Source organism: Paenibacillus sp. Y568 (genome assembly GCF_059445545.1).
Genome location: NZ_JCAIUM010000003.1, coordinates 23,679 through 47,506, shown reverse-complemented (window position 1 = coordinate 47,506; position 23,828 = coordinate 23,679). Strand labels below are relative to the sequence as shown.

Annotated in this window: 27 protein-coding genes and 1 pseudogene; 4 read left to right on the top strand and 24 right to left on the bottom strand. The window is 39.7% G+C overall.

Annotation, left to right across the window (positions count from 1 at the left end; all coding sequences use genetic code 11):
- Nucleotides 1-5 precede the first annotated feature (5 nt).
- The 8 genes from AC1D7X_RS05330 to AC1D7X_RS05295 all read right to left on the bottom strand — a co-directional run bounded on the left by AC1D7X_RS05330 (nt 6) and on the right by AC1D7X_RS05295 (nt 4,446).
- Nucleotides 6-497, bottom strand: coding sequence for a GNAT family N-acetyltransferase (locus tag AC1D7X_RS05330; protein ID WP_495474803.1), 492 nt, complete (start codon nt 495-497; stop codon nt 6-8).
- Between the two features lie 92 nt (nt 498-589).
- Nucleotides 590-1,303: a phosphorylase family protein gene (locus tag AC1D7X_RS05325; protein WP_495474802.1), complete on the bottom strand. Its 714-nt coding sequence runs from the start codon at nt 1,301-1,303 to the stop codon at nt 590-592.
- A 64-nt stretch (nt 1,304-1,367) separates the two neighbouring features.
- The gene (locus tag AC1D7X_RS05320) at nt 1,368-1,718 is read right to left on the bottom strand and encodes a DUF3139 domain-containing protein (RefSeq protein WP_495474801.1); all 351 of its coding nucleotides are present in this window, start codon (nt 1,716-1,718) and stop codon (nt 1,368-1,370) included.
- Nucleotides 1,719-1,836: 118 nt separating this feature from the next.
- Nucleotides 1,837-2,145, bottom strand: coding sequence for a hypothetical protein (locus tag AC1D7X_RS05315; RefSeq protein WP_495474800.1), 309 nt, complete (start codon nt 2,143-2,145; stop codon nt 1,837-1,839).
- 73 nt (nt 2,146-2,218) lie between these two features.
- Nucleotides 2,219-2,737: a DinB family protein gene (locus AC1D7X_RS05310; RefSeq protein WP_495474799.1), complete on the bottom strand. Its 519-nt coding sequence runs from the start codon at nt 2,735-2,737 to the stop codon at nt 2,219-2,221.
- A 149-nt stretch (nt 2,738-2,886) separates the two neighbouring features.
- Nucleotides 2,887-3,057: a hypothetical protein gene (locus tag AC1D7X_RS05305; RefSeq protein WP_495474798.1), complete on the bottom strand. Its 171-nt coding sequence runs from the start codon at nt 3,055-3,057 to the stop codon at nt 2,887-2,889.
- Between the two features lie 513 nt (nt 3,058-3,570).
- On the bottom strand, nt 3,571-3,828 hold the full coding sequence (locus tag AC1D7X_RS05300) for a hypothetical protein (RefSeq protein ID WP_495474797.1): 258 nt from the start codon (nt 3,826-3,828) through the stop codon (nt 3,571-3,573).
- A 234-nt stretch (nt 3,829-4,062) separates the two neighbouring features.
- Entirely contained in the window at nt 4,063-4,446 is a 384-nt protein-coding gene (locus AC1D7X_RS05295) for a RidA family protein (protein ID WP_495474796.1), read from the bottom strand.
- Nucleotides 4,447-4,552: 106 nt separating this feature from the next.
- Here AC1D7X_RS05295 and AC1D7X_RS05290 point away from each other — a divergent pair, with 106 nt between their 5' ends.
- A complete protein-coding gene (locus tag AC1D7X_RS05290; RefSeq protein WP_495474891.1) occupies nt 4,553-4,894 on the top strand; it encodes a winged helix-turn-helix transcriptional regulator in 342 nt (113 codons plus the stop codon).
- A gap of 33 nt (nt 4,895-4,927) precedes the next feature.
- Here the strand turns inward: AC1D7X_RS05290 and AC1D7X_RS05285 are convergent, their stop codons facing one another.
- The 7 genes from AC1D7X_RS05285 to AC1D7X_RS05255 all read right to left on the bottom strand — a co-directional run bounded on the left by AC1D7X_RS05285 (nt 4,928) and on the right by AC1D7X_RS05255 (nt 12,922).
- Nucleotides 4,928-5,719, bottom strand: coding sequence for a DUF695 domain-containing protein (locus AC1D7X_RS05285; RefSeq protein ID WP_495474795.1), 792 nt, complete (start codon nt 5,717-5,719; stop codon nt 4,928-4,930).
- 136 nt (nt 5,720-5,855) lie between these two features.
- Entirely contained in the window at nt 5,856-6,413 is a 558-nt protein-coding gene (locus tag AC1D7X_RS05280) for a hypothetical protein (RefSeq protein WP_495474794.1), read from the bottom strand.
- 46 nt (nt 6,414-6,459) lie between these two features.
- Nucleotides 6,460-7,017 (bottom strand): GNAT family N-acetyltransferase, encoded by a 558-nt coding sequence (locus tag AC1D7X_RS05275; protein ID WP_495455748.1) that lies wholly within the window; start codon nt 7,015-7,017, stop codon nt 6,460-6,462.
- 84 nt (nt 7,018-7,101) lie between these two features.
- Nucleotides 7,102-8,652 carry a stalk domain-containing protein gene (locus tag AC1D7X_RS05270; protein WP_495474793.1) on the bottom strand — a complete coding sequence of 517 codons (1,551 nt, stop codon included), beginning with the start codon at nt 8,650-8,652 and terminating at the stop codon, nt 7,102-7,104.
- Nucleotides 8,653-8,769: 117 nt separating this feature from the next.
- A complete protein-coding gene (locus tag AC1D7X_RS05265) occupies nt 8,770-9,324 on the bottom strand; it encodes a GNAT family N-acetyltransferase (protein ID WP_495455746.1) in 555 nt (184 codons plus the stop codon).
- A 41-nt stretch (nt 9,325-9,365) separates the two neighbouring features.
- Complete coding sequence (locus tag AC1D7X_RS05260) at nt 9,366-9,776, bottom strand: hypothetical protein (protein WP_495474792.1); 411 nt, start codon at nt 9,774-9,776, stop codon at nt 9,366-9,368.
- Nucleotides 9,777-10,015: 239 nt separating this feature from the next.
- Entirely contained in the window at nt 10,016-12,922 is a 2,907-nt protein-coding gene (locus AC1D7X_RS05255; RefSeq protein WP_495455744.1) for a glycoside hydrolase family 3 C-terminal domain-containing protein, read from the bottom strand.
- Nucleotides 12,923-13,197: 275 nt separating this feature from the next.
- On the opposite strand from AC1D7X_RS05255, the gene AC1D7X_RS05250 reads away from it, so the two are divergent.
- The 3 genes from AC1D7X_RS05250 to AC1D7X_RS05240 are packed head-to-tail and all read left to right on the top strand — an operon-like array spanning nt 13,198 to nt 15,761.
- A complete protein-coding gene (locus AC1D7X_RS05250; RefSeq protein ID WP_495455743.1) occupies nt 13,198-13,929 on the top strand; it encodes a GntR family transcriptional regulator in 732 nt (243 codons plus the stop codon).
- Entirely contained in the window at nt 13,922-15,460 is a 1,539-nt protein-coding gene (gene gntK / locus AC1D7X_RS05245) for a gluconokinase (RefSeq protein WP_495455742.1), read from the top strand. The genes AC1D7X_RS05250 and gntK overlap by 8 nt, the downstream gene beginning before the upstream one ends.
- A 19-nt stretch (nt 15,461-15,479) precedes the next feature.
- A complete protein-coding gene (locus AC1D7X_RS05240; RefSeq protein ID WP_495474791.1) occupies nt 15,480-15,761 on the top strand; it encodes a DUF2071 domain-containing protein in 282 nt (93 codons plus the stop codon).
- A 230-nt stretch (nt 15,762-15,991) separates the two neighbouring features.
- On the opposite strand, the gene AC1D7X_RS05235 is transcribed toward AC1D7X_RS05240, so the two are convergent.
- The 9 genes and pseudogenes from AC1D7X_RS05235 to AC1D7X_RS05195 all read right to left on the bottom strand — a co-directional run bounded on the left by AC1D7X_RS05235 (nt 15,992) and on the right by AC1D7X_RS05195 (nt 23,812).
- Complete coding sequence (locus AC1D7X_RS05235) at nt 15,992-16,261, bottom strand: hypothetical protein (protein ID WP_495474790.1); 270 nt, start codon at nt 16,259-16,261, stop codon at nt 15,992-15,994.
- A 433-nt stretch (nt 16,262-16,694) separates the two neighbouring features.
- Nucleotides 16,695-16,994 (bottom strand): hypothetical protein, encoded by a 300-nt coding sequence (locus AC1D7X_RS05230; RefSeq protein ID WP_495455739.1) that lies wholly within the window; start codon nt 16,992-16,994, stop codon nt 16,695-16,697.
- A gap of 185 nt (nt 16,995-17,179) precedes the next feature.
- Nucleotides 17,180-18,108, bottom strand: a pseudogene (locus AC1D7X_RS05225) (phosphotransferase).
- A 448-nt stretch (nt 18,109-18,556) separates the two neighbouring features.
- Entirely contained in the window at nt 18,557-19,330 is a 774-nt protein-coding gene (locus tag AC1D7X_RS05220) for a class I SAM-dependent methyltransferase (RefSeq protein ID WP_495474789.1), read from the bottom strand.
- A 183-nt stretch (nt 19,331-19,513) separates the two neighbouring features.
- The gene (locus AC1D7X_RS05215) at nt 19,514-19,744 is read right to left on the bottom strand and encodes a hypothetical protein (protein WP_495455737.1); all 231 of its coding nucleotides are present in this window, start codon (nt 19,742-19,744) and stop codon (nt 19,514-19,516) included.
- Nucleotides 19,745-19,998: 254 nt separating this feature from the next.
- Nucleotides 19,999-20,526 (bottom strand): pentapeptide repeat-containing protein, encoded by a 528-nt coding sequence (locus tag AC1D7X_RS05210; protein WP_495474788.1) that lies wholly within the window; start codon nt 20,524-20,526, stop codon nt 19,999-20,001.
- A 371-nt stretch (nt 20,527-20,897) separates the two neighbouring features.
- A complete protein-coding gene (locus AC1D7X_RS05205; protein ID WP_495474787.1) occupies nt 20,898-21,893 on the bottom strand; it encodes a Gfo/Idh/MocA family protein in 996 nt (331 codons plus the stop codon).
- Complete coding sequence (locus tag AC1D7X_RS05200) at nt 21,890-22,888, bottom strand: Gfo/Idh/MocA family protein (RefSeq protein ID WP_495474786.1); 999 nt, start codon at nt 22,886-22,888, stop codon at nt 21,890-21,892. The genes AC1D7X_RS05205 and AC1D7X_RS05200 overlap by 4 nt, the downstream gene beginning before the upstream one ends.
- 57 nt (nt 22,889-22,945) lie before the next feature.
- Nucleotides 22,946-23,812, bottom strand: coding sequence for a helix-turn-helix domain-containing protein (locus tag AC1D7X_RS05195; protein ID WP_495455733.1), 867 nt, complete (start codon nt 23,810-23,812; stop codon nt 22,946-22,948).
- Nucleotides 23,813-23,828: the final 16 nt, after the last annotated feature.

The following is a 23,828-nucleotide window of genomic DNA, read 5'->3' as shown; positions in this document are numbered from 1 at the left end:
TTCACTCATAACATCTTCTGAAAGCTTCCGATGTCTAATTTTCTATCAAATTTATAGCCTATTTCCTTAAATAATGCGCATTGTTCATATCCATTTTGTTCAAATAAAAACTTGCTTCTACTATTCTCCATACAAATGGTTGCGATTAACGTGTGAAATCCTTGTTCCCTGGCAACTTCCTCGATAAAATGAAGTGCCTGTCTTCCAAGCCCTTGTCCTAAACAATCGGGTTTTAAATATATGGTTACCTCGGCACAAACGTCATAGGCTTGTTTACTTTTATATTGAGTGATCAATACATATCCCTTTATCTCATGCTCCTGTTGGATTACGTATGATGTATACCTAGGATTCTTGTTCATTACAGATGCTTTTATCTCGTCAATGTCTAGTTCTACGGTGTGGAATGAAATTGTTGTATTGGCATAGTAATTGTAAATATCTTTAATTTCATTTAGGTGTTGTTGATTGATCACTTCAAAAGATACATGGGTCAACACTCTCATTCCTTTTTTTATAAAGTATGTTTACGACGTACTATGGCTCTTAGGTGAACATGGCGATAATATTCAGTAGCACGAGTATATGGTTATAGGAAGGATCCACTTCTCTGTCTATACTCTAAAAATGCTATTAATAACTCACATGCATTACTACATGCAGTATTCTTATATTCAAGTTGATCGTTTACTGTATTATTATTTGCTTTGTCCGATACAGATTTAAGCCCAAGAAAATCAATACCATTTAAATAACTTACGTGAGCAAACGCCGCAAGCTCTTGATCAACTGCTATTGCATTGAAGTCATCCTTTAATTTATGACTAACAGCATCATCTCTGATTCGTTGATCTCCTGAGATAAATCTACCGAAATGGACATTAGGATATGCATCGCCTAGATATGATTTGAACATTTGAATAAGTCTCTCAGATGAATCTACCACACTACTTCTTCCAAGGTATGTATTTCTAGGATCACTTGTGGAATTAGCATCAGTTACATCATGCTGCAAGCTTTGTTCAGCTACAATGATGTCACCACCACACACTTCTTCAGATAAACCACCGCAAATTCCAATCATGTAAATCTCACTCGGATTATATTGTGTTATTAACAATTGAGCACAACTCGCAGCCTTAACTTTACCAACACCCGATACCACTGAAATAATCGTCAAATCAGAGTTTTGATAATGATAAAATGTCCATGCCCCTATTTTCACTTGAGATGTCAGAGGAAACTTATGATGTAGATATTGTAATTCAGGCTCCCAAGCAGCCATTATACCGATTAACTTCACAGAATTTCCTCCAAGTTTTTTAATTCATAGCCTCTAGATAAATTCATTTACTCTAGCTACCTCTTCAATACGAATCAAGTGGAACATAATGCTTTAAATCCGATACAGTGATACCCCTTTTTGTCCCTTCTTTTGTTAACCTATAATCGAACTGTAATACTTCATTATGCGCAAAATATACATATTCAACGTTGGGTTCATCTTTAAAGATGACCACTGCGAAAAATGAGGGTAACTTGATACCCCATATCCCTTTAACAACCTCTATCTCTTCTTCACTATAATTTTGCGTTTCTAATAGGTAGTTCGTCACCCTATTTTTATATATCATTTTATTCGCTTGTACATAAACAAATGGTGTTATTACGAGAATCATTATAACGATTACTATTAGTATTTTTATCTTTTTTTTCATTATAATACCACCCCCCCTTTTTCTAAAATAAATCACTCAATTATTAATTTCATATTGTTTATTAATATGTATTGAGGGGAAAATGGGTAAGGATGATTGAACCTTCTTCATTATGAATCTACGAATTATCTATAACCATCCAAATGAAAAATAGTATAACTGTTACGACTATTTGAGCTAAAGGTATCAAGGATATTAGATTATTTTTATTTCTTTTTATGATATAAGTGATCAAGCATCCAATATATGTTAATAAATAAGTGCTGCTTGAAAATATAAATAGGTTAACTATTATTTTCAAAAAAACATTCTCATTATTAGAAACGCCTGCTAATTGCATTATGTTTGCCATTAAAACAAAGGGATACAGCAGTAAAAGAATCCCCCCTGCAATAAAACCAACAGTGTTTATTGTTTTTTTCTTCATTTCTTCACCTCATTTACGTAGTATTAGGCATCTATTTACATTCATTCATTACCCTATAATCTATTCCTACTTGTCAGCCGTTCACATCCATATTAAAATCAAGACTTTGTTCCAGTTCTTCCTTCTGGCGCAAGTGATGGCGAAAATGCATACTGACTAAGTCGTACCACTCCCGTGCAGTGAGCCACCCAAAGCCTCCATGTCTAACTTTATAATTTGGATTTATCGTATCTACCTTCTCTTCCCAATCAGACATTCTCTTAACCACCATATCCAGTCCGGACATTAGATCATCGACAGTTTTTGAATTATTCGGGGTATTTGCAGGTCCCTCTGGTAATTTAATTTTTATCGGAGGGAATGAACCAGCGTTAAATAATTGAACCCCAGCCTCCGTTTTCCCTGCCCTTTGCTCCTCACTTGCTGAAGCACAACATTCCACTTGGTCGAGATAATCGAGTGCTGTGAGTATTACATGATCATACATTTGGCCAAGAGACCACACGCCTTGCTTGGGTGCATATCTTAATTGGTTCATAGAATAACGCTTGAGATCGATCTTGTATACATCAATTAGTTCTAGATAATTCAATTCGCCTCACCTCTTCCAATATATCCTCATATTACCTGATTCGATTATATCAGCCCCTTCCCACATAATGATACGCCTAAGCACGAAAAAAAGCCCTTAAACTCAAGGGCTTAGCATCTGCACACTCGTAAAATCACTCGTATTAGGGACTAATACAAGCGCTCCTCGCCGGTGATCGGATTCTTAAATGCAGATTTGATATCTTTGTTGGTAAGCTCATCTGCAAACTCGGTATCATTCTCCCCAGTGAGGGTCGTGTTTAATTTCTGTATCTTCTTAGCTTCTTTGTCGCTTGTTTGTTGTTTTGACTGTTGATCCATAGGTCGCGCATCTCCTTTAACAGCATATATTTCTGTATAGGGTGCGGTCATTTAATGTTTTTTATGCAAAGTGACCTTCTGTTGCTGCATACACCTTTCTAAAATACGTGATAATAAACGACCGCTAAATTCTACAAATGCTCTTCGTATCTTTCTTATCTTCAAACTGACTTAGTTCCATTAATTCCTTGGAATCTTTTCAATAATTTTGAGAGCCCTAATATTATCAATAATACAACTGCAGCAAATACTGGCATCGATGATGCAATGAGTATAATGCCCAGTAAAAATAAAAGAACTCTAAGTACTTTTATAATCTTAATCATGAATTTGTAACCTCTCATTTTATATATTATTTTGCTCAATCCGTATCTGTTGTTCGACAACTTTATGTAACTGTGATTCTAAATCATTAATGTCTCTATAGGCTATAATCTTGGTTGATATTCCTTCCAATGTTTTTGAGATTTCAGCCCCTTTTTTAGCGATTATAATAATTGGTTTCGACTTAGCTTATCCATAACCTACTTCTATACCTAATCCTGTTCCCCTCTCGGAGAATTCAATCAATAATATATCTGCTTTATCAATCTGTCCGAAGGTTTCCTTCATTAATTGTTCTGGTTGATACTGATAATCTCCCCAAGCCTCCATATCTCGCACGACACAGTAGGTTTCATATCCTTTAGGCTCTAATAAACTCAATATTTCGTCGATATTTTCTTGATTTGAACAATCTTCATAGTATTTGATTCCAAAATATATTTTCATCTATTCTCTTCCTTCTTATTGGCTCATGTTTGAGTATTAGCGAAACGCCCCAGCCATAGATAATCGATCTTAGGCTGGGGTTGTCTGTTGTCTAAACTTTAACATAATACATACAAGGGATGATATATATTGCGTTAATTCGTTGTTATAAGATGTATATATTTTTATCAAAAAACTTTCCCATCTACTTGGCGGTGCCGTTTAAAATAGAAGACGTCCGGCACCATGACAACCTTAATCCGTATGGGCTACGGCGCTGATTTCGATCAGTTGCACAGGGGACGCCAGATAATTCACGCCAATGCAGCTGCCGGCTGGTCGATGTTCTCCCACGTATTCCTTGAACAGCTTAATACATGGCTCGAAATGTTCTTGCGCGTTTGTCAGATAGACCTCCACATAAGCGAGGTTCGACTTCGTGACACCAAATTCCGCTAGCACCCGATCGAGATTCTCCAGCGTCTGCCGGGTCTGTGCCTCGATATCGCCCTCACCAACGAACGCACCCTCGGTATCGTGGGAAAATTGTCCCGAAATGTAGATCGTGCCATTTACGCTGTATCCTTGGGTAATGCCGTGATCCCAAAGATCGTGATTATAAGTTTTAACATTTGTCATTTTATTCTCTCCTTTAGTTCAACGTAAGGTTAGTATAAAATGAATATACATTAAAAAATAGTACGCACTTTAATGATATGTACTATCAGAAAGGATAGTGTAGATGATGAGTATGGCAGAATATAAAGGCAAAGTTGTAAATATTGAAGATACTCCTTTTGGTTATACATTGTCAGTTATTGGTGGTAAATGGAAGATGGTTATTCTTTATCTCCTAGCAGAAAACCAAACAGTTCGCTTTAATGATCTAAAAAGACAGATTGGAGTTATTACGTACAAAATGTTAAGTTCACAACTCAAAGAGTTGGAAGCTGATGGTATGGTTAACCGAAAAGAGTATCCCCAAATCCCCCCAAAAGTCGAGTACAGTCTCACAGAAAAGGCGAATACACTACTACCTGTTCTGGAAGGGTTATGTGAATGGGGAACCAAAAACCAACATAATTAAATAGGTAAACCAAATGTGAGCTGATCCTTCAGGCTATTTTTTAGACTTAAACATTCTTTTCAACCTATTCTCAAAACCTTCCTGATCTTTCATTACTTTAGTTTCCCAGCCATCATAATCTCCATTAAATTCTTGTGCTGCACTCACTAAATAGTCCGTTACGTCACCGATGGATTGAAGATGAACATAGTCATTTCTAGAAATTTTTATCGAATACTTATTATCTTGTTTATCTTGAGTACCTTGATCTTCGATATGATAACCGTCTTTTTGAACTTTCTCATTGAACAGATTACGTGACTCTGCTGAATTGAAATATATCCAGTGATTCACTGTTCGCGATTTATCTAAAATGTCTCCAAGCTCAATAAGCTTGTCTACCAACTGTCTGTTACCCATTCGATGCCAATCCAATTGATTGGGATATAGATACTCATAATAGAAGGCCCCAGGCTTCTGTTCATCCATGAGGTTAATGCTGTACTTATAATTTTCAAGAGACTTGTCGGCAAGACACTCCAATTCGCTTCCATCCATAGAATCCGTATAGTAAAAAAAATCTCTCCTACCATCCGTGGTGATCCTTCCGACAAACATATAATTAGTATCCAAAGAATCATGGATTGAATCCTCGATAGCATACAAAACTGTTGCTTCTTTATCGCTGGTAAGTCCATCTTCATTTGGTTCATTTAATGCAACCCTGAGTTGATATAAACGGACTACCCCCTCATTTTCACCATTTTCCCATGGTTCCAGATCCAACAAGATTGAAGCTGGTTTATCATCGATGAAAGTAAAGTAAGTATTCCAATTATCTGACATTCCTACACCGCCTTAATATTTCTGTTGATCTAAACCCAGTATATCAGTCTTTATAGTGAATTAAGCGAAGTACCACCTGCCTCCTTCCACAAAATAATATCCATATAACCATCAAAATTCCAATCAGACATCTACGTTATACATCTACGAATACAACCTCAAATTCTAAATCTTTCACTTCTAAATATATCTCTTCCTTCAATCCGCTATTATCCAATGTAAATATATCCGCTCTGACTAAGTGAAATGTAACATTCTTTGCTTCTTCCACTGTTAATGTACCGGTCAAGAAGTGTACTCCATCAGCAAATTCTTTAAATAATATCCTTTGATTCTTTGAATATTGATAATCAGACCATTCAAAATTTCTCAATATTCTTATTTTGTTTTTTGTTGGTTTGCATTCAATATAGCTTTTATTTTGGTCAGGGCATTCAAACGCATATTGATGTGAATAATCGCGAGATGTAGCTACTCCATACTTCCATGAAAAGGTCTGCCATACCATCTTATTGAATAAATGCTCAACTATTGCGTCCCAGCTATCATAACAAAAGGCATGGATTGTTATTAATCGCGAGTATAAATCGGTAATTGCCTCTTGAAAATTCAGTAAGATCTCCGTGTCAGTTATCCTTTGTAATTGGTCTTCAATTTCGTGATTATGGATCTTTAATAATCGATTATCTTTCAATTTATCCACTCCTTCTGAGTTGCTTATACATAATGAAGCTAAGAGGTTAATACTCACTTTTCAACTTTGAGAAGATAGCAAGATCAACATATTTCCCTTTTTCGAACTCATGTTGCCTCAAGACTCCTTCTTTGTGGAAGCCTAGCTTATGTATCAATTGGATCGAAGCCTCATTCGCCGGTTCGACTTTCGCTTCAATTTTATTTAGATCCATGGTCAAGAATCCAAACTCCATAACACAGTTCACTACCTCTATCATGATCCCCTTTCCCCAAAATTCAGGGGTTAAATCATATCCAATCTCAACACGATGATGTTCCTTCTCATAGTTCAGGAATCCGCATGTTCCAATCACCTTTTGGGACTCACTATTTTCAATCATCCAACGTAAACCCGATTGTTCTTTGAAAATTTTGTGATACCATTTCATTTCATCTATCGCATCCTCGACTGATGTGAAAGGTGTGAATGGCATATATTTCACCACGGCCTCTTGTGAATAAAGCTGAAATATATCATAGCGATCGTTCTCTTCCGCTTTCCTTAATGTAAACCGTTCTGTCTTTAACCGAGGGAAATCAATAAATGCAAACTCTGAATTCATAATCATTCTCCTTTTTCTAAATACCATATCACAAAAAAATACCTCAGAGTTGCCCCCATGGAGCATCTCTAAGGCACTCTTTTACTATGGATTCAACTTCAAAGAGGCAACCATCTCATCCAATGAATTTATTTCCTCTTTCGATAGGTCGTCATTCGCAGAAACCGTTACCTGGTAGAAATGATCATTCGCTTCGAAGAAAATCGCTACGCAAATAAAGGATTCCCATTCTTTGTTTTCCATCTTGTAGTAAGCCATGTTTTTCGCAGGATGCCCCAGGAATGACCCCTCCGTTTCTTCCACAATCTCGATATCGGAGTTAGCAATGATCTCCTTTTTCGTATTCTGATAGAAAGCAGCTAGATCTGTGTTCGAGGTCAGATCTTTCTTTGGAATTTCATTTACGATCAGCGTGCTCTTATTGTAAGATTTGATTGCTAGCTTCGCATATTTTGAAGCATCTTCTATAACACTCCACTTTCCATAAGCCGTGACTTTCACGGAGCGGTCCGAAGATAGGATCTGCTGCTTGCTTTGGATAACGGCTATCTTAGAGCCAGCTTCCCAATCTACCTTCGCGTTCAGGGATTCGGCTATGAATCGTAGCGGAACAAACGTATTGCCCGACACGATCGTCGGCGCAACAGCAAGTGAGATGGTCTTCCCATTCACTTCAGCGTTAGACAAGCCCACCTGCATCTTGATTGTCGTACCTTCTTTTTCACCGATGATGGTCTGCTCATCCTTGTTCCATGTAACCTTCAAGCCAAGTTGTTCGAACAGGGGCCGGAAAGGAACCATTACGCTTCCATTCTTCATAAAAGGTGGAACATCGAAAGTAACCAGTTCGGCGTCTAGGAGAACTTGAATTTGTTTATTTGCATTGCCTGCCTTTGTCGAGCTATATTCAACAGCAACGCCTTTTTTCTCTAAATTTTCTATTACCTTAAGCGATTGTTCATTCAATGGGTTGTTGATAAGTGATACCTCTTGTAAATTCGGTATCGTTTCAAGGACACGAATATCTGCAATGAGGTTGCCCCCAAGATAAAGATGTTCGATTGTTGGATGGTTTTTCAGCGGTGTAAGATCTTGGATCTTATTGTTATCCAGAAAGAGCCACTGTAACTTCATCGTCTTAATCGGATTCAGGTCTATCACCAGATTGTTACTGGCCAGTAGATCAGTCAGCATGCTTAAATTCTGTAATGGCTTCAGGTTACTGACCTTGTTCTCTACAATGACCAGATTCTCCAGCGAACTTAACCCAGATAGAGGCGTGAGGTCCGTAATCTGATTCCCGTCGAGAGCCAAGAATGTCAACTTCTTCAACTTCGCAATTGGTGTAATATCCTTGATACTGTGGTTAGTTAGAAAAAAATCCTCCATATTCACGGCATTTTCAATTCCTTGTAGGCGGGTGATTTTCTCTTTTGATTCCGCTGGGTACAAGGATTCTAGCTTCTTCAAATCCGATGACGTTAGTTCTTTACCAGAAGGCAAATGTAATTCTGTCCGAATGGCCTTCGCTAAGACCGGATCCGGAATAATGGAATCTGCCCAAGTAGGTAATATTGGAATGAATAGAAGGGCCATGCAAAAGACAACTAACTTTTTAACGAATGATGTACGCAATTATGAACTCCCCTTTTAGCAACTTATGATAACTCCTTCTTTATATCGGATCTTTCTTCCATTTTTCACACTCTCCTATCATTTTTTATTCGAGCAATTCTCATATCCTAACTTTCTTTATTTCAAAGAGCTGGTATGCTCATAATCACTTTTTAAAATACTCATACATATGCTATCCCAGTATTGACCTTGCTTGTACATCTTTTTTCTATATCTCCCTTCTTCTATGAATCCACATTTCAGATAACATTTATACGCTCTTTTGTTGTATTCGTATACTTCAAGCTCTATTCTATTTAAATTGAGTTCCTCGAAAGCAAACTTCTGGAGTAGTTGAATTGCTTCACTCCCATAGCCTTTGCCTAAATATTCTTTTCTTCCTATAACAATAGCCAGTAGAGCGAATCGATTCCTCCAGTCCATTCTGTATAAATCAATTTGACCGATGTATTCTAAAGAGTCTTTGGCTGCTATAATAAAACTTTTGTTTCTAGACTTACCTTCAACTACCAACCTAAAGAACGACTCTGTCTCATACTTGGTGTGCGGATATAGGAAATTATCAGATAACGTGTTGGTTATTTCCGGGTCATTAACCCATTCTCTTATATAATCTAAATCTGAGTCTCGGTATTCTCTAAGTACAATTCTGTCTCCAACGATATGTGGCATAAGTAATCATCCTTTCAAAGGTTCATATCTAAAAGTAATATCTAGAACTTCACTTCATCAGTCACTTTATAAATAATATATTTACTTGTCCACATCTGTGATTCAACAATGATTACATCCGTTTTATTATCATCAGTAAAAAAATACCCAGCCCCAATTTGTTCTTTGAATTGTAATCCTATTGTGTTAAATCGTTGAATTAGTTCATCCATACCATCCTTCGTATTCCCTTGATAGATATACCAATTATAATTATCCCTATGACTAAGAAATTCGATCGTATCGTAGCTGTTGGATATCTTTGCATACGCTTGCTGTTTGGATACTCCCTCGACTGGTAATTCTGGCAAATACATCCTCAGATTATAATAGATAAGAAGACTAAGAGCTAAACCAATGATTACTATTGCTAATAACATTATAGATATCATCTTTTTTGATATATTTTTCATAATTTCACCTCATTTCGATTATCACGATAACAAGCTTAAGTGACCGTAAGGAGTGGTATCGTAATGCTGTCTATTCATACTCACTTCTTATACTTCCACACATAATATACCAACATTTTCCTTTTTGTCTATGAATTTGTATCCAACTCTCTTTCTAGCAATGATTCAGTCAAAAAAAAGACCGAGCCCCAAAAGGGAACTCAGTCTTCTACATGATTTGTTATATTGCTTGACGATGATTACACAAATTGAACCGTCTTCAGCGACACTTTACCGTTGAGAACAATGAACACGTCCTGACGTCCACTTACTCCGCTCACCTCAGCAGTATAGTTACGCCATTCTTGAGCGCCACCTTCCGATAGTTCCACTCGTCCAGCAAGAGGACCTTCAGGGCTATTCAGACGAACCTCGACTGATGCTGCCGACTGGCAAGCAACGCGAAGATTCACCGTGTTTACTCCCTCGCCGAATTCAGCGTCTTCAAAGGAAATCCATCCGGATTGCTCCTTCACTTCAGTAGCACTACCGCCTTCACAACATTCACCGATCAACACGCCTTCGTAAGCATCATAGTTCATTGCCTTCACAGACTGCTTCAAATCACGTGGTGGAATCACTTCGCCCTGTACATCAAGCGCAGCATGTAGCGGCAAGTTTGCTGATGAAGAACCAGCCATGAAGAGGAACGTGCCGTTCTCGATTGCATAACGCTCACGAGTAACATCCCACATCGCTAGCTCGGTCATTGGTAGCTTGAAGCTCACATCTACTGATTCACCAGGCTGTAACAGTACCCGACGGAATGCAAGTAACTGCTTCAAGGGACGTTTTACACGAGAGGTCTCCGCATGTCCATACAGCTGCACCACTTCTTCTCCTGTACAGTCACTAGTATTGGTCACCCGAACTGTCATGCTGATCTCACGATCTTGATCCACAGAAACCTGCTTACGATCAAGAATCAAATTATCATAACGGAATGTGCTATAGGACAACCCATGTCCGAACGGATAGAGTACATCTCCTTTGAAATAACGATAGGTTCTATCACCCTTAATAATGTCATAATCCATAAACTCTGGTAGCTGATCAACAGATTTATACCAAGTCATGTTCAGACGTCCTGCCGGGTTCACATCACCGAAGAGCACATCAGTAACGGCATTACCCAACTCTTGACCTGCATGAGAGGTGTACAGAATAGCTGGAACGTTCTCGTCTACCCAATTCAGAGCAAATGGATAACTACCCACAACGACCACAATCGTGTTCCGGTTCACAGACATAACTTCTCTAATCAGTTGCTCCTGCGATTCAGGAAGTGTGATGTCTGGACGGTCGACCGTCTCTTTACCATTAATGAGCGGATGATTGCCGACGAATACAACAGCAAGATCTGCATCGCTAGCCACTTCTTTTGCCGCCTGGAATTTATCCGTTACTTTCTCCATTTCAAAAACATCGGCAGTAATCTTATCTTCTTCGCTGTTTGCTACAGATGCCGCACCCGCCACATTGATCTCGTTAGCCGTTTCTTCAGCGCTACCGCTACCTACAAGCAATTCTCCGTTATCCGAGTTGACCGTAACCGGTGTATCGTTCCATGTTGAGAAGGTTACTTGATCCGTTCCTTCTTCTGAAGGACGAACAAGGAATACTTCCTTCGTGAACCACTCCCAGATTTTATCAGCTGAGGCTTTTACGATCCGATCATCCGTCGTTAGGTAAAGTCCGTTATTCTCAGCGATAATTGTATGACTGTCCCAGCCCCAATCCGTTAATTCAAATACAGAAGCTTGTTCGCCAGCATTGCCGCTTGCAGCTAGAGCTGCGTGTTCACCATCTTGTACTTGAACATAACGTCCATTGCGCTTCGACTTCAGCTTCACTCTATCTGTACCACCGGAGAATGTCGTTTGTCCTCCATGTGCCTTCAGCTTTTCTTGAATACCTTGCAAAGGCGTAATTGCATAAGGCATGGAACCGCTGTACCAGTCTCGATATACGGTACCACCAAGGGGTCCAATAACAGCGACTTTTTTCAGCTTATCTGCCTGTAGCGGTAGCATGCCTCCTTCATTTTTCAGAAGAACAACAGCCTTTTCTGTAGCTTCACGTGACAGCTTCGCATGCTCTGGTTGCATAATAATAGACTCATCAATAGCAGCATACGGATTGTCTTCCTCAGGATCGAACTCACCTAAACGGAAACGAACGCGGAACGTATTACGTAAGGCCACATCTAAATCGCCCTCTGTAAGCATTCCTTCATCCAACGCTTCGCGTAGCGATTGCTTCATTAAATCTCCATTGTCAGTGATACTATCGATGCCGCCTTCTTTCACAGAACGGGCAACGGCTTCCTTATGTGTCTCCAAATAACCATGGTCGCGCACCGTACCAGACACGTCGAACGCATCGCTGACCACAAAACCATCCATGCCCCACTCTTGCTTAACAATCTCATTCACTTCTGGCATCAGATTCGCAGGCACTCCATTAACGGCATTATAGGCCGTCATCATGGACTGGGCGCCGCCTTCCTTAAACGGAATCTCAAATGCTTTCAAATAATATTCGCGCATATTACGTGGATCAATACTAACCGATTGGTCTCCGCGTCCTACTTCATTATTATTTGCAATAAAATGTTTCAGTGTAGCAATCGCTTTCAAATATTTCGGATGATCGCCTTGTATCCCTTGAACAAGTGATGATGCAAGCTTACCTGCAAGGATCGGATCTTCCCCGTATGCTTCCTCAGTCCGACCCCAACGTGGGTCGCGTTCCATATCAACAGTTGGCGCCCAGAGCGTCAATCCGTTAATCTCTGGATTTTGTTTATAGAAGCCACGTGCCTCATCACCGATAGCGCTACCAATTCGTTGCATAAGTTCGGTATCCCAAGTGCATCCTAGGCCAATCGGTTGCGGATATCCTGTCGCTTCGCCAAGCCAAGCCATACCATGAGCTGCTTCCGTACCATGTTTATACGCTTTCACACCAAGCCGTTCAACGGCCGTTTGATATTGAATCATAAGTCCCACTTTTTCCTCCAACGTGAAGCGTGAAACGAGGTCGTTTACGCGTTCCTCTAGTGGAAGAGAAGTGTTCTGGAATGGATAATTGTTTGTTTCAGACATGATGAACCTCCCTTTGTCAGTTGCCTATTGCGTTATTTTAACGAAGATTGTCTACTTATGGCTACCCTAATAATTAGAGACGTTTTCATAGGTTATTAGGGATATATGCCTTTGTATTTACCATCGCTGGCGATTCTCCATTCGAAATATTCCCCATCCCTTCTTTTCAAATATCATGACGAGGACGTACTTTTAGTGAAACCGCTTGCGAAATCAAAAATCCAAGAATATAATACTTGTATACTAGCATACAAGATGAATAAAGAGGCGAATTTATGACCGAATCAAATGGATTCCTATATCCATCCAAATGGCTTTCGAAATCCTCTGCTGGTAACCGTGTAACATACGAGCTTAGAATGCGTATTATTTCTGGCCACATCGAAAGCGGTACCATACTTTCTGAAAATAAATTAGCTATAGATTTCGCTGTAAGTCGCTCACCCATACGTGAAGCGTTAAAAATATTAGCATCCGAAAATATCATCCGATTAGAAAGAATGGGTGCCGTTGTTATTGGTTTATCAAATAAAGAAATAGAAGAAATTTACGATATGCGTTTACTTATAGAATCATTTGTATTTGAACGCCTTGTAAGAATAGATACGAATGAATTAATAAAGGAACTTAGTAAAATACTAGAAATGATGAACGTCGCAATCAAATATAGTGATGCTGATGAGTTTTCCTATCAAGATGTCTTGTTTCATGAAACGATTATTCGGTCAGCTAATCATTCATACATCCTGTTGATCTGGAATAATTTAAAGCCCGTTATGGAGAGCTTTATTCTTTTGTCGATGCGTAGGCGCTTCGAAGAAAACTATCAAGATTTCACCCGCATTATAAACAATCATGAGCTTTACATTGAGGCGATCCGAACAAAAGATAGAGAACTCATGAGTAAGTCCTTACATGACAATTTTGATGATGTTCAAGGCAAAGTAGAAGACCTATGGATATCACAACAAATGCTCTCGAAAGGAGTTGTGCAGCACAATGACTAACTATATGTTAGGTATAGATATCGGAACCACAAGTACAAAAGGCGTTTTATTTAGTGAAAAAGGCGAAGTCATTCAACAAGAAAATATAGGGTACCCGCTTTATACACCCGATATGTCGACAGCTGAACAAGACCCAGAAGAAATTTTCCAGGCTGTCCTACAAACCATTTCGAAGATAATGAAAAATCATTCACACAAAAGGATATCATTTGTTTCATTTAGCAGTGCCATGCATAGTGTCATTGCTATGGGTTACAATGATCAGCCGCTGACGCCTTGTATTACTTGGGCAGATAACCGAAGTGAAACATGGTCACACACAATAAAAGATGAGTTGAATGGCCATGAAATCTATAAACGCACGGGAACACCGATTCACCCAATGTCACCATTAACTAAAATAGCTTGGATTGTGAATGACCTTCCTGAAATCGCTACTAAGGTTAACAAATATATCGGAATTAAAGAATATATTTTCAAAAAGTTCTTTGATCAATATGTTGTCGATCATTCCATAGCTTCAGCCATGGGTATGATGAATCTCAACACACTAGATTGGGATGAAGAAGCATTACAAATTGCTGGCATAACACCTACTCAATTATCTGAGCTCGTACCAACAACCAAGATATTTACTAACTGTGATTCAGATTTGGCACAAAAAATGGGGATCGATCCACAAACATCGTTTGTCATTGGTGCAAGCGACGGCGTCCTTTCTAATCTAGGTGTAAATGCGATACGCAAAGGCGAAATTGCCATTACCATTGGAACAAGCGGTGCCATTCGCACCATAATTGACAAGCCACAAACCGATGAAAAGGAAAGAATATTCTGTTATGCCTTAACGGAAAAGCACTGGGTCATTGGTGGGCCAGTAAACAATGGTGGGATGGTCCTTCGCTGGATCCGTGATGAACTAGCCTCATCAGAAGTAGAAACAGCAAAAAGATTAGGAATTGATCCATATGAAGTACTAACCAAGATTGCTGAACGTGTAAGACCAGGATCAGACGGATTGTTGTTCCATCCGTACCTCTCTGGTGAACGTGCACCATTATGGAATCCAGATGTACGTGGCTCATTCTTCGGTTTAACGATGTCACATAAGAAGGAACATATGATTCGCGCAGCCCTAGAAGGTATCATTTACAATTTATACACCGTGTTCTTAGCATTAATCGAATGCATGGACGGTCCTGTGACTCGAATCCAAGCTACCGGAGGCTTTGCAAGATCAGATGTTTGGCGGCAAATGATGTCCGATATATTCGATTCTGAAGTAATTATTCCAGAAAGCTACGAAAGTTCTTGTCTAGGTGCTTGTATCTTAGGCTTATATGCGACAGGAAAGATCAACTCATTTGAAGTCGTTTCTGAAATGGTTGGCAGTACCTACAAACACACACCCAACCAAGAAGCAACGAAAGAATATAGGCACTTACTTCCGATCTTCATTAACATTTCTAGAGTATTAGAAGAGGATTATACTCGGATTGCCAATTATCAAAGAAGCTTAATTAAACACTAACAAGCATACTGAAGTCTCCTTGAGTTGCACCTATCGCGCTACCTCCGAACCCTTTTTGGCTACAAAAGGCTCTTTCGATGAGTGGCTCACCGAGCGGTATTGCCTCTACTCGACTAATGCCAAAGGCAATGCTCTACGTTGCGACATTTTACACCGGCCTTGGCCTCTGCAACGCGCAGAAGCCGAAATCCGTACAAACACGATTCTATCAGCCCAAGGCATTATCGTAGAGCAGGTGCCGCCAGTGCTTCACTATTCACAAGGCGTCGACGTGCGAGTCTGGCCGCTACTTCGAGTGTAAATCTATCTTACTTTTGACGAAGACTGAATTTCCATATTCTCAGAGAAAACAAGGCTAGTAATAAAAACAGGAGTGAACGGGTCTTAACCGTTTCACTCCTGTTAAGTTTACCTGAACATCTATTACAGATGTAACAACTATAAATTTTTCTAGTTTAGTATTGAGGACTCTTTAGTTTTGTACAAAACAGAGATAGAGCTTGATGAAAGCCTTTGGTTCTGTAAGATTGTTTACTTAAGTTCCCCACTATCCAATTCCATAGCTTTGTCTCCAGTAAAAGTTATAGTGAAATATGTGCCATCATTGAAGTCGTAATTAACAGCAAACATAGCAGAGACCACATTGTAAGTGCCTTCTGGCAGTTGAGTTATTTCAGTTGTATCATTAGCATTGAAGGCATTAGATGGATCGGTGATTGAATTTATATTCTGTATGAATAAAATAGTGAACTCTTCTTTTCTAAATTCAGTATGTACTTTGTCAGCAATACCTTGTAGCATTTTATAATGGATTGTTCATCATCTGATGCAAAATCAATCTAAGACTTTCTGGGCTTCCTTAAGATCTGAAAGAGTTACAATAACTGCATAATCTGAGTCATCATTGTTACTTCCAAGATAAGCATCAACAGTCTTCCCTTCATAATTAATGTCTGGGAACCACTTATTTAATAGTATTCACTAGCCTCCGTGGTATATCCATTCCCCGTAGTGGCTTCTGGTATTACATTCAATGATACAGTCGTTGGTCCAATTATTATTTCAATCTCCGGCACCTTGATCTGAATCGAGTTCCCTTGGATATTTACGCTACCGCCAATAGTTTAACTTACGAATTGATGAACAACATAATTGGCTTATGAAGTGTCAGGAACTTTGTACTAAAAAAAGGCACTCTCTTCAAGAGTACCTCTACAATAATATTCATAGCAGTTCACTTCAACTTTGACTTAACGGGAAGAAGAAGATCCAATTGCACAACTTTATCCATTTCTTCATTACTTAAATGGTATTGATTAATGTAATTTAAATGTTCATCCAAGGACCCATGCATGCAATCGGCATCGCCCCAGTTTGGGGTGACCCATCTCTCGTACCCATGATTAGACCCATCAAGTTGAACCCCATTCGGATGATGAAATCCATAATGACGCAAATCAGGCTTTATACTTGCGAGGTTCGTCTGAATCATGAATTGTTGAAGCTGTAGCGAAAAACGGCTAGTGCTACTCAAGACTCTTCCTTTTGCAAGACTCTCTGGATTTCTTTCTCACTAATCGTCTGCAGTTCCATAGCTCCTCCTTTCAAGAACCAGCACAGAGTGCGACACGACGTCAAAGTCAACTGGTTTCTTAACACATTTTTTACTGCTGATTTCGTGAACCTTTTATATAAATAGGTGATCCACAGACTGTTATTTCAACCTTCAATAAATTGCAAAGCACACTTGGTATGATAATCGGAGATATCCCTTGCCGTTTGTTGATCTGGATAACCTCTATGAATTAGTTTTAAACCAGCCGAGATTAATGAAAGATGATGATGATATTGATAAAATAACTTCCTGTTAAAATCGAGTTTATCATTCTTCAGATACCGGTAGAAATCCCCAAAACGGAACTCTAAAAAACTGTGTTCGTGCTCAATATCAAAGAACTCGGCTCCTTCAATATCAATTAAATAGGGTTCCAGAAGATCAGTAACCAATACATGATTAGGACCTAGTTCCCCGTGTATGAATCCATAACGACTTCTAGGTTCTATTCTTGATTCAAGTTCATACAACATCTCAAGCAGCTTGCTTTGATTTGTTCTAATATCGTTGATATGCTCACAGGCATAAGATAACTGTAGTTTTGCATTTTCAAATTGTATAAGATGACATTGCCGTGTATTATTCTCATTGTGAACTGGCTTCCCGTATACTTCTCTTTCGTTAGCATGCATGCCAGTAATCAGTTCCCCCAGCTGTTCAAATACTTTATCTGTAACCCGTGAATCGGAATGTTTAAAATAGAATTCAGCATTTTGGCCCGCTACATACTCAACGAGAGCATAATCAAAAGTGTAACGATTCCTTTCCTTATTCAAATCATAAAGAGCAGGAGTTCGAATGGAATGTTCGATTAAATACTTGTTGTTTAATTCAAATAAATCACTGCCGAAGGATTGTGCATTCACGTCGTTATTGGCAATTTCCTCTTGAAAATAATTCATAGTTAGGTCCCACACATACAAAACGCAGGAAAATCCATTAGTACAATCCACCTTATAGACTACCTTTTTGCACCACCATGCATTTTCGTAACATTTGCGACTAAATAACTTGTACCGAAGACTTTCTCTATATACTCCTGTAGACTAGCAGGATCAAGGTGACAATAAAATTTCAAGGAACAACACTCCATTTCTTCTTTTATTGCCGGCAACCCAACTGTATTATAATTCCATAAAAAAATATAGACTGTTTCTTTAGGTTCTGTTATGATGTCGAATAAGGTCTTGAAAAAAATAGTCATACAAAACAGCCTTTGGAGTCATTCCAAAGGCTGTTTTTTTATATGAATTACATCTCAATTAAGTTACATTCAAATCTCTTGGATATCAGATTGGTAGTTATACGTTACTAAATTACTTGCTTGTTTTCAAGCCACCATAAACTAGGCACTTCTCCAACTTTATTAAAGCCTAATTTTGCGGCTAAGAGATTAGAGGCATAATTACCTGAATCTGTAAACTAAGTTCTCTAAGTAGTAATCTTTTGGTTTCTATAATAGGATAATCAATCATATACATTTATTCCTTTCTCGCTAAATACAAATCGATAGTATCATAAACATATAATACATCTCCAAAACGTAAAATCGCTTCTCTAATCTCGTTCTCAAATAATACTCTTGTCGTTGATGGCATTGCTCTATGATCTGAATATGTATTTAATAAGGCAATATAGTCAGACGAAGAAAATGTTCTTGTTAAATGATATAATTTGAACTCAATTTCTCTAAATCCATATGCCTGAATTGTTTTCTTTAGATATTCATATCTTTCCGTATCATGCTCCCTAATTTTGGAGTTAGACGGTCGATACTTTTGATATATGCTTTGAATATTCTGATGTAATTCATCATTATCTCGTGATACAAATGGACGGTTCCAGAATAATGCTAGTGTTCCATTGGTTTTTAATAATTTGGAGACTTTAGTATACCCAGCTTCTTCTGGAATCCAATGAAATGCAGTAGCAGAATAAATTAATTCAATACTGCCTTCTGGACAATCATATTCTTCAAATGCAGTATTGCATACTGTGAAGTTTTTATATTCTTGAAATTTCAATTCAGAATATTCTGCAAGGTCTTTTCCTAATTCAATTGCCGTTAATTTACAGCCTGTTTCCAAAAAGGGCCTTGTCGCCTGACCTGTTCCAATACCAATTTCAATTGCTTTTTTGCCTTGCTCAATTTGAGAATACGCAATAATATCTTTGAATAATTCATCGCAGTACGTCGGTCTCCATTTTTCGTAATTCTCTATATCCTCATTAAATGTTAATCGTTTATCCATCATAATCTTCATCCTTCCAAAAATCGTTTCTACACAGCCGTTAGTTATAATATCAATATGTTTTTATATCGAGCAACAGGGCGTTTCGACTGAATAACTTACAGCGTTAATTATTAATAGCATTAGGGTGAGCGTTGCGTAGATATGGTGTTATAAGATGTTATCGCCGTCTTCGACCATTGTTTCTTATATTTCTGAATCTGTCAGTCCATCTTTTTTCATTTTCATTATTCTTAATTCTTGCAAAACTAATGAAGTCGAAACTCCAACAATAGCAGAAAGAAAGAGAATTGAAAAAATTATTGCATAGTAATAAGAAAATTCAGGATTTCCACTATTAAATAATCCCCCACTAAAAGATACAATGACAAAACCAAGAATATAAACACCTATACCAATTATTAATGATTTGAACAAACTGTTCCCCCTCTATAATCAGTTGTGTATATTGTTTTATTAAGTTTTGCGCCAATTTATTATAACGTTTGCACATTATTCCTGATGTCATTATTTCTTTATCTTTTCACGTTCGTTTAGTAATGACTGTCTCTTGCCATCACAATTTTAATACATCGTTACTTCGATAATCTGTACCCAAATCTTCTAGTAATTAATTTATACCTATCCATAAGTTTTCACAAAGCTGATAAAGCTCTTCCTTATCAGATAGTTCACCGCTTATAACCTTTTTTTGCTAATTCAGAGTATCCCTTTGGCTTAATTGGTATAGCTATGGACTCCTCGTTGGTGTCATGTAAATAAACACCTCCTAATGAAGCATGGCATATCTCAACATTACTCAGGTTTGAATCACCCAATATAGAGTCACTCATATTTGTGTTTGTTATATGAGTATTTGATAAATTAACGTTTTGCAACCTTACATTCCCCATATTAGCATTTGAAAAACACGCATTATTTAGATTAACATCGTAATAATCAGTATCCTGCAAATTGCACCCTCTAAAATTTTGTTCAGAAAAATCTATACTTGTACTAAATTTACTCTGATCATTATCAACACAGTTAGTTTCTTTACGATAAAATCTTTCATATTTATCTTCGCCAACCAACTTATACCCATTTTTTTCATAAAAGTAATGATTCCTTGGACTTTTTTGTGTTGTGTCCAATGTCCATATTTTTATTTCTGGATTGAATTCTTCGATTAGCTGAAGAACGTCAGAACCAATTTCCACTTAGAAGTCTCATCCTCTTCTACCTTGATCATTAAATCTCTTATTTGATCAGCATCTTCTTCAGTTACTACATTTAGCCTGGTTGAATTGTTTACCTTCAGCCTCCCATACCGCTTGTGTTGCATTTAAATCTACTAGAATCTCATGAAGAGGAATAAACCAGATGTTATCTGCATGTATGAATTACTTTCATGACTTCTTCTTAGCAAAGATGTGTGTATCGCCCTTTTTATAACTTTAGCAGTTGGGTTATAAGCAATCAATGAGAGATAGCTATATCATGACATTTCAAATTTAACAAAATAAAGAGGAACATCAGAATTTGCAGCTCCACTGATGTTCCTCTTTACGCTATATAAGAGCTTTGAGCCTTAGCCTTGCGGCTGCAGTTTGACCGGTTTTCCAATTCGGGCCGACTCATAAGCGGCAAGCCCTACACGAGCGGACAGATAACCATCCTCGCCCGAAACGAGAACCGGCTTCCCTTCAATAATACTATCTACAAAACTGTTAACCAGCCCGGTATCCATATCGTCTCCCCAATAGCTCCAGTTGGCTGTTTGATCTGCATCACTGTACAGATCATTTTTCTGTGCAAAGGCATCAATAAAGAGTGTCCCCTTGGTCCCAATGATCTCAAGTGTCACGTCGCCCCATGTCGGGAAACTGCGGGAACGGGACCAGCTCGGATCGAGCACGGCAAACACACCGTTCGCGAACTTCACATGCACCATGCCTGCGTCATCGATATCCGTGTCATGAAACAACGTCTCGACGTGGGCGTATACTTCCTCAACTACACTACCCGTAAACCAGTGCATCAGGTCCATTACATGGACCGTATGATCAAGAACCGCGCCACCACCGGACTGCTCCTTGTTAAGGAACCATCCTCCGGGCATCGTCCCGCGATTCGTACCCTTCATGGCTACAATATCTCCGAGTTGACCGTCATCGATCGCCTGTTTCGCCTGGCGGACCGATTGCAGGAAACGGCATGGGAAAGCTGTCATCAGCTGAACCCCTTGAGACCTGCACACCTGGATCATATCTAGCATTTCCTCTTCGGATAATCCTAGCGGCTTCTCGCAGAGCACATGTTTGCCTGCTTCGGCTGCCTTGCGGGTAAGCTCCGCATGCCTGACGTTTTCCGAGCAGATCACAACCGCATCGACGTCCTCCGCAAGCAGCATATTATAATCTGCATAGTATGGAATCCCTTGCTCTGTGGTGAATGGAGCAACACGTTCGGCATTCTCATCAGCGATACCGATCACTTCCACGTCACTTCTCTGGAGCATAGCATGCAGATAACTAGCGGCATGCATATGGGCAAAGCTAATAAACCCTACTTTAATCTTTCTCATGACGAAATCCCTCCCATGTAGACGGGTAGCCCTGTCCGAGCCGAACGCTCGCAAGCTAGAGCGATTTCAACAGCCCGGCAGGCGTCAGCCACACTGACAATTGGCTCGTTACCCTCACGAATGCATTCAATAAAATGTTTCACTTCATTGTAATAAGCGTCATGCAGCATTGGACTGGACGGTACCTGCACGGCATCTTGTTGCACGTTGACGCCGGACAATACCTTCAGGTCAAGTGATTGCACCTGGTTGCTGTCAAAGCGGATGATACCCTCGTTGCCGGATATTTCAAACTGTGTAGTGAACGGTCCTGGGTATCCCCAGAAGCCGGTTAGGTTGGCAATGGCTCCGCTACTAAATTTCAGGGTCACCTGGGCGTATTCCATTTCTGATAGAGTTGGCTTCGTAACAGAAGCATACACGGACTCCAAGTCTCCAAACACCCAGCAGGCAAAATCGATGTCATGAATCATCAGATCCATAATAACCCCGCCGCTCTTGGCACGGTCATGGTACCAAAGATCCACCCCTTGCGGATACGAACTGAAACGCTTGAATTGCGCCATTTTGGCCTCGCCAATTTTACCCGACCGTACCTGATCCATCGCATTCCGGTAATTCGGAAAGAAGCGAACAACGTGGCCGATAAACAGCCGGACGCCTTGCTTGCTGCAAGCAGCTTCCATTTCTATGGCATCCTCCAGTGTAAGTGCTGCAGGCTTTTCGCAAATCACATGCAGCCCACGCTGCGCGAGGTTCAGTACAAATGTTTTGTGTAGGTACGTCGGTAAGCACACGACCACCGTCTCCGGCTGCTCCTTCTCCAGCATCTCCTCCCAATTCGTATACGAAGCGGCGCCACTTGCTGCTGCAGCCTGATCGGCACGCTCTTGAATCAAGTCTACAACTCCGGATACCTGAACTTCTGGCATTTCCCCCAAGTTATGAGCATAAGTCATGCCCATGGCTCCGCAACCGATAATAGCTATATTCATAGAAATCCCTCCATTATCTTTCTTTTTATGTCTGTAATACACAGCGAATGGCCTTATTTACGACCGGTGAAACATGTGCTGGATGGCGTAGGTGTTGTTTTGGCGGAATACTCCGGGAGACATCCCCATATGCTTGCGGAACACCTTGCCAAAATAATTAGCGTTAGAGAAACCAGATTTTCGTGCAACCTCCTCCAAATTACAATCAGTAGACACCATAAGCTTAACGGCATGGGCAAGCCGAACCTCCGTCAAGTGACGTACGGGCGTAATGCCCAGCCTCCGTTCATATTCCCGACTGAAATGAAATTTGGACTGGCCTGCCACGTCTGCCATTTCCTTCAGGCCGATTGGCTCCATATAGTTCTGCTCTATGAACTGTTTGCACTGCTCAATCTTCATGGATACGGGCAGGACATGATTTCTTGATACATGTCTCGTCAATTCCATCAGCCATAGATAAGCTAGCGCCGAGTTTTCATAAGCGTCCTGAATTTTGTTATGAATGGCTTTATCGTAAATGTCCCATGCTAGCTCTACCACGGGAGAAGAATCATGCAGCTCGAATACCGGACCCGACAAGGCCATGGCCTGTCTGAGGAAAGGCAGCGCCTCCTTGGACAATTCCACATACAGTACTTCCCACTCTGGGGATGACGGCGGCAGTCGGTAGCAATGGTCGCCCGGAATATCAACAATAAACACATCCCCTTGCTTCAGTGAATACTTGACCCCCTGTATTTCGATTTCCCCACTGCCGCTAACCGTATATTGAAACAGGCAGTGCTCGTCCGTTCTTCTTTGCCCGTCCCATTTATAGTTCTCGGAGCTAATGTTCTCCCACCCGATTCCCTGCAGCATGAGCATCGGCAAAGGGGTAACAAATTGAAATACGACGGATGTTCGCAACTCTGATGTCAGCAAGATTTTACCCTCCATG

What these genes read in the sequence shown, in the direction of transcription:
- AC1D7X_RS05320 (WP_495474801.1), bottom strand. Translation starts at nt 1,718, where the DNA reads ATGAAAAAAAAGATAAAAATACTAATAGTAATCGTTATAATGATTCTC.
- AC1D7X_RS05315 (WP_495474800.1), bottom strand. Translation starts at nt 2,145, where the DNA reads ATGAAGAAAAAAACAATAAACACTGTTGGTTTTATTGCAGGGGGGATT.
- AC1D7X_RS05305 (WP_495474798.1), bottom strand. Translation starts at nt 3,057, where the DNA reads ATGGATCAACAGTCAAAACAACAAACAAGCGACAAAGAAGCTAAGAAG.
- AC1D7X_RS05300 (WP_495474797.1), bottom strand. Translation starts at nt 3,828, where the DNA reads ATGAAAATATATTTTGGAATCAAATACTATGAAGATTGTTCAAATCAA.
- AC1D7X_RS05295 (WP_495474796.1), bottom strand. Translation starts at nt 4,446, where the DNA reads ATGACAAATGTTAAAACTTATAATCACGATCTTTGGGATCACGGCATT.
- AC1D7X_RS05290 (WP_495474891.1), top strand. Translation starts at nt 4,553, where the DNA reads ATGAGTATGGCAGAATATAAAGGCAAAGTTGTAAATATTGAAGATACT.
- AC1D7X_RS05285 (WP_495474795.1), bottom strand. Translation starts at nt 5,719, where the DNA reads ATGTCAGATAATTGGAATACTTACTTTACTTTCATCGATGATAAACCA.
- AC1D7X_RS05275 (WP_495455748.1), bottom strand. Translation starts at nt 7,017, where the DNA reads ATGAATTCAGAGTTTGCATTTATTGATTTCCCTCGGTTAAAGACAGAA.
- AC1D7X_RS05265 (WP_495455746.1), bottom strand. Translation starts at nt 9,324, where the DNA reads ATGCCACATATCGTTGGAGACAGAATTGTACTTAGAGAATACCGAGAC.
- AC1D7X_RS05260 (WP_495474792.1), bottom strand. Translation starts at nt 9,776, where the DNA reads ATGAAAAATATATCAAAAAAGATGATATCTATAATGTTATTAGCAATA.
- AC1D7X_RS05255 (WP_495455744.1), bottom strand. Translation starts at nt 12,922, where the DNA reads ATGTCTGAAACAAACAATTATCCATTCCAGAACACTTCTCTTCCACTA.
- AC1D7X_RS05250 (WP_495455743.1), top strand. Translation starts at nt 13,198, where the DNA reads ATGACCGAATCAAATGGATTCCTATATCCATCCAAATGGCTTTCGAAA.
- gntK (WP_495455742.1), top strand. Translation starts at nt 13,922, where the DNA reads ATGACTAACTATATGTTAGGTATAGATATCGGAACCACAAGTACAAAA.
- AC1D7X_RS05235 (WP_495474790.1), bottom strand. Translation starts at nt 16,261, where the DNA reads ATGCTACAAGGTATTGCTGACAAAGTACATACTGAATTTAGAAAAGAA.
- AC1D7X_RS05220 (WP_495474789.1), bottom strand. Translation starts at nt 19,330, where the DNA reads ATGATGGATAAACGATTAACATTTAATGAGGATATAGAGAATTACGAA.
- AC1D7X_RS05205 (WP_495474787.1), bottom strand. Translation starts at nt 21,893, where the DNA reads ATGAGAAAGATTAAAGTAGGGTTTATTAGCTTTGCCCATATGCATGCC.
- AC1D7X_RS05200 (WP_495474786.1), bottom strand. Translation starts at nt 22,888, where the DNA reads ATGAATATAGCTATTATCGGTTGCGGAGCCATGGGCATGACTTATGCT.